The organism is Polaribacter sp., assembly GCF_965656025.1.
Taxonomy (GTDB): domain Bacteria; phylum Bacteroidota; class Bacteroidia; order Flavobacteriales; family Flavobacteriaceae; genus Polaribacter.
The window spans coordinates 4371-12245 of record NZ_CBFHJT010000036.1 but is presented as its reverse complement, the minus strand read 5'-3'; the positions used below and the strand labels follow the sequence as shown (position 1 = coordinate 12245).

Here is a 7875-nt window from a genome sequence, read left to right as displayed (position 1 = left end):
AACGAGTCTTTGGAGAAATTATTGGATTACTTGAGTAAAAACGAGTAGTTTACTTATAACATACAGGGAGTATTTCATGCTTCATTAAACAAAATCGTTCTAGTTTTTCTGGAGCGATTTTTTGTGTGTAATCTATTTCATCTACTTTAAAACCTATAGTTCTTAACTTATCAAAATAGTCTCTACCATAAACTCTTACATGATCATATTGCCCAAAAATTTTAGCACGTTCTTTTTTGTCAGTAATGGTATCATCTTCAAAAGTGGTTGCTCTGGATAAATCTTGTGGAATTTGAAAAATACCAAAACCTCCTGGTTTTAAAACACGATACAATTCTTGCATTGCTTTTTTATCATCAGGAATATGTTCTAAAACATGATTGCAAAAAACAATATCAAATTCGTTTTCATTAAATGGTAAATTGCAAATATCTGCTTTTACATCTGCAATGGGAGACTCTAAATCTGATGTGATGTAGTCTAAATTATCTTGCTTTTTAAAAATATCTAAAAAACATTGTTCGGGTGCAATATGTAATACTTTTAGTTTTTTTGTTGATGTAAAAAAATCAGTTTCATCTTTTAAAAAAAGCCACATTAATCTGTGTCTCTCTAAAGATAAAGTTGATGGGGAAAGTGCATTTTCTCTTTGGTTGCCATACCCATAAGGTAAAAACTTACGAAAAGATTTACCGTCTATTGGATCTGTATAGGTATCACCTTTTAAAGCAAAAGCAATAATGGGTCTTACTAAGTAACTAGCCTTAATTAACCAAGGTCTTGGTATTGTGTTTAATATAGATTTGAAAATAGTTTTCAATTGGAATATTATTTATATTCTTCTCTAACAGGACAAAATACATCTGTTATTTTACAATCAGTTAAAGCTTTACCAGAATGTTTTGCTAATGAAGGTATTTTTAGAATTGAACCTGGCTTATAAATTTTTGTTATTCCGTTTACAGTCATCTCAAATTCACCTTCTGTAACTTGTGTAGTTTGTTCATGAAAATGAGAATGTTCTGGTAAGTCAGATCCCTTCTTAACTTCCCAAAAAGCAATTGTAAAGGTTTCCATATGAACAAAACGTCCATTAAATCCTTTTATAATTTCTTTGGAGTTGATATCGTTAATTTCCATTTATATTTTTTGCCTAAATTCATCTTCTTCATCTGTAACAATACCTAAAGCTTCATGTACATATTTAAAAGTGGAAAGTAATTCTGGTTTTCCGTTTAAAATAGCAACATCATGCTCAAAATGTGCAGAGGGTTTACCATCCAAAGTAGTAATTGTCCATCCATCTGAATGTTGTCTTATTTTGTGAGTTCCTAAATTTGTCATAGGTTCTATAGCTACAACCATGCCTTCTACAAACTTTTTTCCTCTTCCTCTTTTACCATAATTTGGCATGTTTGGGTCTTCGTGCATCTCTCTTCCTAAACCATGCCCAACCAATTCTCTTACAACTCCATAGCCATGATCTTCTGTAAATTTTTGAATTGCATAACCAACATCTCCAACTCTATTACCAGCTTTAAACTCTCTAATGCCTAGATATAAACTTTGTTTTGTTATCTCTAACAATTTTTTGGTCTCTTCTGTAATTTCACCAATGGCAAATGTATATGCATGATCTCCGTAAAAACCATTCTTTTTTGCACCACAATCTATAGAGATAATATCGCCTTCTTTTAAAGGTTCTTTGTTTGGTATGCCATGAACCACTTGTGAGTTAGGACTCATGCAAAGTGTGTTTGGGAAATCATACAAACCCAAAAAACCTGGTATAGCACCTTGTTCTCTAATATAATCTTCTGCTAACTTATCTAAATATAAAGTAGTTACACCAGGCTTTATTTCTTTAGCAAGCATACCTAATGTTCTAGAAACTACTAATGCACTTTCACGCATAATTTCTATTTCTTCTTTGGTTTTAATTTTAATCATATTAAAAAAATTGAACCACAAAGTTAGTATAATTTAAGTAAATAAAATGCTGTAAACCTTATTTGAAAATAGAGAAAAAACCTTTTTTCTTTTTTGGCTCAGGTTCATATTTAAAAATCTGTTTGTAAACATTTGTCCAACCTATAAAGCCTCCAATATTTCTATCGTCTATAAAAATGTCTGCATTAATTTTTCTGCTATATTTTTCATCGAAATCTTCTTCCGGAAAACTTTTATTTACAGCATAAAAATCGATACCATTTTCTTTGCAAAAAGCAACAGCTTCTTCTAATTTAGAGCCACTTCTGTAAGTCCATAAAATTAGTCTGTAACCCTCTGCTTGTAATTTTCTAAGGGTTTCAAAAGCAAATAATTGAGTTTTACCAATTTTTGGATACGCATCTTCTACAATGGTACCATCAAAATCTACAGCAATAATTAAATTATTATTATTCATTTATTTACTTCGATCGTAAGAATGTTTGTAAGGCTGCTCAGAAACAATTTTTAAAATATCTTTTTGAATAGATTCTCTTGGTCTTTCGACATAACGTCCAATTTCTTGACCATTTTTGTAAAAAATAAAGGTAGGCACTCTAATAATATTTAAGCCTTCTTGTAAATTATCAGGTGTTTTTTTACTTCTGTTTACAGTAACCAAATCAAACTTTTTAAAATTAAATTCTGCAGCGTCTAAAATTTTATAAAACTGTGGTGTTTCTCTCTTAGAGTCTCCACACCAAGTACCCATAAAACCCTTTATAGTAACTCCTTTTAAATTTTCTTTAATTTTTGCAATAGTTTCAGGGTTTGTTTTAAAATTGTCATAATTTCTTGTAAACCACGTTTTATAGGGTGCTTGCAAAAAAGATTCTTTATTGGCAAAACCAACTAAGTCTCCAGATTTATTTTTAGCAGCAGTAATTTCTTGTTGTGCACTGCTACAAGATATTATTGTTATAGTAAGTAATAGTAAAAATATATTTTTCATAGTATTTTAAATTATAATAAAGAATGTTGAGTCATTTCTTCGGGTTGTTCTACACCCATTAATTCTAATATTGTTGGTGCAACATCACCTAAGATACCACTTTTTATCGATTTTATATCTTTATCAATTAAGATGAAAGGTACAGGATTGGTTGTGTGCGCTGTATGAGGTGAGCCATCCGGATTCATCATTGTTTCGCAGTTTCCATGATCTGCAATTAATAAGGTAGAATATCCGTTTTTTAAACCGGTTTCTATAACAGCTTGTGCACAATTGTCTACAGCTTCACAGGCTTTAATAGCAGCTTCCATAATCCCTGTATGTCCAACCATATCTCCGTTTGCAAAATTTAAGCAAACAAAATCTGCTTCACCTTTTTCTAAATCTACACACAAGGCTTCTTTTAATTCGTAAGCACTCATTTCTGGTTTTAAATCGTAAGTTGCAACTTTGGGTGAGTTTCTTAATATTCTAGATTCGCCTTCAAAAGGTGCTTCTTGCCCTCCTGAAAAGAAAAAAGTAACGTGTGGATATTTTTCTGTTTCTGCAATTCTAATTTGTTTTTTACCTGCTTTAGAAAGCACTTCACCTAACGTATTTTTAATATTATCGTTATTATATATTACGTTTATCCCTTTAAAACTCTCATCATACAAAGTAATTGTGGTAAAATATATATCTAGTTTTTTCATTCCAAATTCAGGGAAATCATTTTGAGACAAAGCATTTGTTAATTCTCTACCTCTGTCTGTTCTGTAATTGAAAAACAATACAACATCACCTTCTTTAATTTGCGCTTTTGGCGAGCCGTCTTCATTAGTTACAATAATTGGTTTATGAAACTCGTCTGTTAAACCAGCTTCATAATTTTTGTTGATGGCAGCAATTATATCTGTAGTTTTTTCTCCTACTCCATTTACAACGCCATCATAAGCTTCTTTTACACGTTCCCATCTATTATCTCTATCCATCGCATAATAACGCCCAGTAATAGTAGCTAATTCGCCTGTACTTTCTTTCATGTATTCTTGAATATCATTTATAAAATACGTTCCAGATTTAGGATCACAATCTCTACCATCTGTAAAAGCGTGTAAATACACATTATCTACCTGGTTTTCTTTAGCAACATCTAAAATACCTTTTAAGTGATTGATATGTGCATGAATACCACCATTAGAAACCAAACCTAATAAATGTACATCTTTATTGTTTTCTTTAGCATATTGCAAGGTGTCTAACAATACTTTTTCTTTACCTAAAGTTTTTTGTTCTACAGCTTTATTAATTCTTGCTAGGTTTTGATATACAATTCTACCAGCGCCTAAATTCATGTGTCCAACCTCAGAATTTCCCATTTGGCCTTCAGGTAAACCAACATTTAAGCCATCTGTTCTTAATTCGGCATTAGGATATTTATCATATAAACCATTTATAAATGGTGTTTTTGCGTTATAAATTGCAGATACTTTTGGGTCTTGGGTAATTCCCCATCCATCCAAAATCATTAAAATTACTTTCTTATTCATTATTCTAAATTGAACAGTAAAAATAAGAAAGATTTTTTTCTTTTTGTTAAGATTCTACGAAAACGATAGTGTAAATACAAAGTGCTAACAAGAATAAAATTGTAAGTACTTTTTTAAAGAAAAGTAAATTATTCTCTTTTTTAATTTTTTTACGAATATTTTTCAACTCTTTTGCAGATGCTTTGTTAGGGAAATGCAATTCTGACGGCTTACGATATTTAAAATCTTTTAATTTATCAAAAGTAGAAACACGATTTCTCTTATTCGCTTTTAAACTAGCAATCATATGTGCAATAAAACCTTCCCCAGCCATAATATTAAATGTTAATTATTTACAAATAGGTAGTAAAAAATAACAAATTGTTACAAAAAGGTTTTTTAACGCTTTGTAAATACGAATTTTTCATTATTATATGTAATTTTGTAAGAATAATATAATTTTAGACAATTATGCACTTTCAACTGAATGATGTTACAAAAAAACTACCCAAGCACTTACATAAATTTATTGTAAAACAACCTTATGATGAATATACAGCACAAAACCAAGCTGTTTGGCGTTATGTAATGCGTATGAATGTAGATTACTTAAGTAAAGTTGCGCATAAATCTTATTTAGAAGGCTTAGATAAAACAGGAATTTCTATTGATGAAATACCACATATGGAGGGTATGAATCGTATTTTAAAAGACATTGGTTGGGCAGCTGTTTCTGTAGATGGTTTTATACCTCCCAATGCTTTTATGGAGTTTCAAGCCTATAATGTTTTGGTAATTGCTTCAGATATGAGAACCATTAATCATATAGAATATACACCTGCACCAGATATTATTCATGAAGCTGCTGGTCATGCACCAATTATTGCAAATCCAGAATATGCAGAATATTTAAGACGTTTTGGCGAAATTGGCAGCAAAGCAATATCATCTGCAAAAGATTATGAAATGTATGAGGCTATTCGTCTTTTATCGATTTTAAAAGAGAACCCAAATTCTTCTGAAAAAGAAATACAAGCAGCACAAGATAATGTAGCATATTTACAAGGAAATATGGGCGAATTGTCTGAAATGGCTCAGATTAGAAATTTACATTGGTGGACAGTAGAGTATGGGTTAATTGGCGCTTTAGAAAATCCTAAAATTTACGGAGCTGGTTTGCTTTCTTCTATTGGAGAAAGTGCTTGGTGTATGCAAGATAAAGTTAAAAAAGTACCTTATACTTTAGAAGCTGCAAATATGAATTTTGATATTACAAAACCACAGCCACAACTATTTGTAACACCAAATTTTGCACATTTAAGTCTGGTTTTAGAGCAATTTGCAAATACCATGGCTATTAGAAAAGGAGGTTTAAAAGGCATACAAAAACTAATTAATTCTAAAAATTTAGGAACCATAGAATTAAGTACAGGCATACAAATTTCTGGTATTTTTACAGAGGTGATTTCGAATGAAAATGGAAAACCGCTTTATTTTCAAACAAAGGGTAATACTGCCTTATCTAACAGAGATAAGGAGTTGATTGGACATGGAATAGAAAATCATAAAGAAGGTTTTGGTAGTCCAATAGGAAAATTAAAAGGAATTAATATTGCTATAGAAAACATGAGTCCAAGAGATTTGGAAGCATATCAAATTTATGAAGGCAAAAGAATTTCTCTAATTTTTGAAGGAGGCGTAAAAGTAGAAGGAAATGTAATTACAGGAACAAGAGATTTAAGAGGTAAAATTTTATTAATAACTTTTGAAAATTGTACAGTTACCTATCAAGATAAAGTGTTGTTTCAGCCAGATTGGGGCTTGTATCATATGGCAGTTGGTAAAGAAGTAGTTTCTGCATATACTGGTGCTGCAGATATTAACTCTTTTAAAGATACTACGGCGGTTTCTAAAACCAAAACATATAAAATAAAATATACTACTAAAGAGAGAGAATTGTATGCGCTGTATCGTGATGTAAGAAAGATGAGAACAGAAAATACAGTAACAGAAGAAAAAGTAACGACCATATTTTATCAGTTAAAAAATGATTTTTCTAATGATTGGTTGTTAAACTTAGAACTTTATGAATTAGCTTTGCAACATAATTTTTCTATTCAAAAAGAATTATTTAAAGCTTTAGAAGATTTAAAATGTAACAAAAGCTACACAAAATTAATTGAAAATGGATTAGTTTTGTGCCATCAATATAAAAATAAATAAAACATGGGTTTATTTGACATGTTTAAACGTAAAGACATGAGTACAGAAATTAAAGAATATTTAGATAAAGACGCAGTAATTTTAGATGTTAGAACTTTAGCAGAATGGAATGAAGGTCATATAGCAAATGCAAAACACATTGTATTAAATTTAATACCTCTAGAAATAGAACAAATAAAATCTTGGAAAAAACCTGTTATAGCTGTTTGTAGAAGTGGAGCTAGAAGTGGGCAAGCCACTCAGTTTTTATCACAAAATGGAGTAGACGTAATTAATGGTGGGCCTTGGCAAAATGTTGCTAAACATTTAGATTAGTTATAATTACCAAACCCTTTTTTTCTGCGTTTGTTTAACTTAGTAAATACTAGGTAAGAGTGCTTTATTTTTCTAATAATGGCAAAAATACCACCTAACATTGCTCCCACAAATGCACCCATTGTTAAGGCGTCAAAATTGTGGCCAGTTACTAAATACTTTAAGTAGAATATTACAATACCTATAATTACAGATATGTAAAATACTTGTAGTTTAGATTTAGAAAAACTTGCATAAATACCACATAAAACACCTGTTATTATTGCAGTTGCAGTTATTTTAGTTAAAAATAATTCTGCTAGTTTACTGGTGTTAGAGAGTATTATCGAGGTAACAAACATACCTACTAAAGCTCCCATAATTATACCGATAATAATTTTTTTAAACATCTTACAAAAATATTATTGAAAGGTACAAAATAAAAAACAGCTAAATAAGATTTCTTTTTTGAGCTTTTATTACAGCTTCCATTTTACTGTGTACTTGTAATTTTTTATAAATATTTTCTATGTGTTTTCTAACCGTAGAAGGAGATATAAATAAATTGTCTGCTATGTTATTATAGGTTATACCTTTGCTTAAATGAAGTAAAATTTCTGTTTCTCTTTTAGAAAGTTTTATTTCTTCCGATTCGTTTTTTGTGATTAATGTGGCAGTAGGGTTTCTTAATAAATTTAATGTTTTTAAAGCTATACTAGGTGTCATAGGTGCACCACCTTCAGTAACTTCTATAATACTTGTGTATAAATTTTCGGCATCAATTTCTTTTAATAAATACCCGTTTGCACCTGCTTTAATAGATTTAAAAATACAATCATCATCATCTACAACTGTAAGCATAATAACTTTTATTTGAGGATATTTTGTTTTTACAATTTCAGTAGCTTT

11 protein-coding genes are annotated in these 7875 nt (G+C 30.2%); 2 read left to right on the top strand and 9 right to left on the bottom strand.

The genetic code is table 11. The features are described from left to right. Nucleotides 1-49 precede the first annotated feature (49 nt). Genes ACTG3S_RS08415 through ACTG3S_RS08385 form a run of 7 tightly spaced genes read right to left on the bottom strand, consistent with a single transcriptional unit; the run spans nt 50 to nt 4783 of the window. Nucleotides 50-820, bottom strand: a complete 771-nt coding sequence (locus tag ACTG3S_RS08415; RefSeq protein WP_439128912.1) for a class I SAM-dependent methyltransferase — start codon at nt 818-820, stop codon at nt 50-52. 8 nt (nt 821-828) lie between these two features. Further along, nucleotides 829-1140, bottom strand: a complete 312-nt coding sequence (locus ACTG3S_RS08410) for a cupin domain-containing protein (RefSeq protein ID WP_439128911.1) — start codon at nt 1138-1140, stop codon at nt 829-831. Beyond that, nucleotides 1141-1950, bottom strand: coding sequence for a type I methionyl aminopeptidase (gene map, locus ACTG3S_RS08405; protein ID WP_439128910.1), 810 nt, complete (start codon nt 1948-1950; stop codon nt 1141-1143). It abuts the gene before it with no gap. 58 nt (nt 1951-2008) lie between these two features. Further along, entirely contained in the window at nt 2009-2407 is a 399-nt protein-coding gene (locus ACTG3S_RS08400) for a BT0820 family HAD-type phosphatase (RefSeq protein ID WP_439128909.1), read from the bottom strand. Beyond that, complete coding sequence (locus ACTG3S_RS08395; protein WP_439128908.1) at nt 2408-2941, bottom strand: thioredoxin family protein; 534 nt, start codon at nt 2939-2941, stop codon at nt 2408-2410. An 11-nt stretch (nt 2942-2952) separates the two neighbouring features. Next, nucleotides 2953-4470: a 2,3-bisphosphoglycerate-independent phosphoglycerate mutase gene (gpmI, locus tag ACTG3S_RS08390; RefSeq protein WP_439128907.1), complete on the bottom strand. Its 1518-nt coding sequence runs from the start codon at nt 4468-4470 to the stop codon at nt 2953-2955. Between the two features lie 46 nt (nt 4471-4516). Further along, nucleotides 4517-4783 (bottom strand): hypothetical protein, encoded by a 267-nt coding sequence (locus ACTG3S_RS08385; protein WP_439128906.1) that lies wholly within the window; start codon nt 4781-4783, stop codon nt 4517-4519. A 137-nt stretch (nt 4784-4920) separates the two neighbouring features. Here ACTG3S_RS08385 and ACTG3S_RS08380 point away from each other — a divergent pair, with 137 nt between their 5' ends. Together ACTG3S_RS08380 and ACTG3S_RS08375 are read left to right on the top strand one after the other, a co-directional pair. Beyond that, nucleotides 4921-6672 (top strand): aromatic amino acid hydroxylase, encoded by a 1752-nt coding sequence (locus ACTG3S_RS08380; protein WP_439128905.1) that lies wholly within the window; start codon nt 4921-4923, stop codon nt 6670-6672. Nucleotides 6673-6675: 3 nt separating this feature from the next. Further along, a complete protein-coding gene (locus ACTG3S_RS08375) occupies nt 6676-6987 on the top strand; it encodes a rhodanese-like domain-containing protein (RefSeq protein ID WP_439128904.1) in 312 nt (103 codons plus the stop codon). On the opposite strand, the gene ACTG3S_RS08370 is transcribed toward ACTG3S_RS08375, so the two are convergent. Beyond that, on the bottom strand, nt 6984-7376 hold the full coding sequence (locus ACTG3S_RS08370) for a hypothetical protein (protein ID WP_439128903.1): 393 nt from the start codon (nt 7374-7376) through the stop codon (nt 6984-6986). The genes ACTG3S_RS08375 and ACTG3S_RS08370 overlap by 4 nt on opposite strands. A gap of 40 nt (nt 7377-7416) precedes the next feature. Further along, on the bottom strand, nt 7417-7875 hold a 459-nt coding region (locus ACTG3S_RS08365), incomplete at its 5' end, for a response regulator transcription factor (protein ID WP_439128902.1).

Excerpts from the sequence above, each read along its gene's own strand:
- ACTG3S_RS08375 (WP_439128904.1), top strand. The coding sequence starts at position 6,676 with ATGGGTTTATTTGACATGTTTAAACGTAAAGACATGAGTACAGAAATT.
- ACTG3S_RS08400 (WP_439128909.1), bottom strand. The coding sequence starts at position 2,407 with ATGAATAATAATAATTTAATTATTGCTGTAGATTTTGATGGTACCATT.
- ACTG3S_RS08410 (WP_439128911.1), bottom strand. The coding sequence starts at position 1,140 with ATGGAAATTAACGATATCAACTCCAAAGAAATTATAAAAGGATTTAAT.
- ACTG3S_RS08385 (WP_439128906.1), bottom strand. The coding sequence starts at position 4,783 with ATGGCTGGGGAAGGTTTTATTGCACATATGATTGCTAGTTTAAAAGCG.
- ACTG3S_RS08380 (WP_439128905.1), top strand. The coding sequence starts at position 4,921 with ATGCACTTTCAACTGAATGATGTTACAAAAAAACTACCCAAGCACTTA.
- ACTG3S_RS08370 (WP_439128903.1), bottom strand. The coding sequence starts at position 7,376 with ATGTTTAAAAAAATTATTATCGGTATAATTATGGGAGCTTTAGTAGGT.
- map (WP_439128910.1), bottom strand. The coding sequence starts at position 1,950 with ATGATTAAAATTAAAACCAAAGAAGAAATAGAAATTATGCGTGAAAGT.
- ACTG3S_RS08395 (WP_439128908.1), bottom strand. The coding sequence starts at position 2,941 with ATGAAAAATATATTTTTACTATTACTTACTATAACAATAATATCTTGT.
- gpmI (WP_439128907.1), bottom strand. The coding sequence starts at position 4,470 with ATGAATAAGAAAGTAATTTTAATGATTTTGGATGGATGGGGAATTACC.